The 1,818-nt window shown below is 26.4% G+C and carries 2 protein-coding genes; one reads left to right on the forward strand and one right to left on the reverse strand.

Features of this window, described 5'->3' with window-relative positions; translation table 11 throughout:
• Positions 1-105: 105 nt before the first annotated feature.
• On the reverse strand, positions 106-297 hold the full coding sequence (locus J5G60_RS18145) for a hypothetical protein (RefSeq protein ID WP_150356308.1): 192 nt from the start codon (positions 295-297) through the stop codon (positions 106-108).
• Positions 298-666: 369 nt separating this feature from the next.
• Between J5G60_RS18145 and cmr1 the strand changes: the two genes are divergently transcribed.
• On the forward strand, positions 667-1,818 hold a 1,152-nt coding region (cmr1, locus tag J5G60_RS18150), incomplete at its 3' end, for a type III-B CRISPR module RAMP protein Cmr1 (RefSeq protein ID WP_207876625.1).

Consider the following 1,818-nt stretch of genomic DNA (forward strand, 5'->3'; position numbering starts at 1 on the left):
ATACAGTTATTATATAGTATATGTATAAGAAGTCGTTATGGTTTTAAATGATTAAATTATTTTTAGTTTAAAAATGCACTGCACTGCTCGGCGAAGGGTGTATTTTTAATTTTTTGAATGATTATTTTCGTCATCAACAGTGATGAAAATCTCATTATTATCCTTAAAATTATTTTTACGTTTAAGTATAGCTTTTTCCTTTAAATATGTGAGTATAGCAAAAATTATTGTAGTGCCTAGGGCTATGGCCATTGTTGTTACATATACTATGGAAAAAATAACAACGTAAGCATTCACTTACGTTACCTTATTTGTTGTCAGATTTAGCTTTGAGTTTTCCATATAAATTTTTACTTTGGCTGTTTAAATGAGTTTTTAGATCTATTTTTATAAGAAGTATCAAAATTTTTTACTATTAATTAAACAAAACTGAAAAATTTTCCTCACTTTTAATTATTTAGGAGGATTTATATATTTTTTGTAGAAGTTCTCATAATAATGGAATATGGAAGGATAATAAAAGAAAAATATGGGAAATAAACTTGAATTTAAATTTTCTATATTGTTAAAAAGTATTAATTTGGAGAATATAAACAGGAAAAGTTTTAAAAGCTCATATCTTAAATGCAAAGATACAAAGATACAAAGATATTTCGGGGGTGAATTATGGATAAAGAAGCATTAATCACAGCAAATTTAGAATCTCTTACTCCTATATGGACAGGCAATGCTTTTGGGAAAACGACGAAAATAAAAGCAAGCAGTATACTGGGAAGTATAAGATGGTGGTACGAAATTATATGCAGAAGTCTTGGAAAAAGAGTATGTGATAATGAATCTTCTAAGAAATGCGAATTAAAGGAAAAAGAATTTTTGAAAGATTTATCAGAAAATATGGGTGAAGATAAAGCATTAGATGATCAAAAAATATGCCCAGTTTGTAAATTATTTGGATGCAATGGCTGGGCAGGAAAAATAAAATTGATTGTAGATGATCGAAGAGGAGAGAACACTGCAGATAAAGTACAAAAAATACAAATAGAAACTAGAAAGGATTCTACTAAAAAAAGATCGTTAGAAGGAAAAATGTTTAAAAAAGGAGAGACTTTAAAATTATCAATTTATCCAGTAAAAGAATTAAAAACTGAAGAAATTGAACTTTTAAATCTTACTATAAGAATAATTTCTGATTATGCAGCATTAGGCGGCAGAACTTCTCAAGGAAATGGGATAATAAAAATAATACCGGAGGATCCTGATAGGGAATGTAATATTAAAGTTAAAAAAGAAAGTCAAAAAAATTTAAGGAAAGACAATTGGAGGATTCCTGCTTTAGAAAATTTCTTTTTTTTAAAGATTCACCTGAAATTTGAGGAAAATATTTCTGATATAATCAAGGGAAAATATTTTTGGACTAGTGATACAGATGAAAAAGATAAAAAAGATAAAAAAGATAAAGATAAAAAAGATAAAGATAATTCGAATTTAAAAAAATGGGAGACAAATTGGACAAGATATGGTTTTATTCCAATAGGATTCCATATTAGGGATACAATTAGAAGAGTAGTGGAAGGTAAGAGATTGAGACATGAATTATTTGGTAAGTATGAAGGTTCTAAAATATTTGTATCTCATGGATACAAAATAGATGAAAAAACAGTAGAAGTTAGAATTTGGGGATATTACAAAAGTAATGAAATTAAAAAACTAGTATTTAAAATTAAAAGTAAACTTAAAGATGGCAAAAGTTTGAAAGATAATCTATTTATCGATAATTATAATAAGTATAATAAGAATTTGAATGTCAATATATATAGT

It is taken from the genome of Clostridium sp. HV4-5-A1G (assembly GCF_900184915.1).
In the GTDB taxonomy this organism is placed as follows: domain Bacteria; phylum Bacillota; class Clostridia; order Clostridiales; family Clostridiaceae; genus Clostridium_B; species Clostridium_B aromativorans.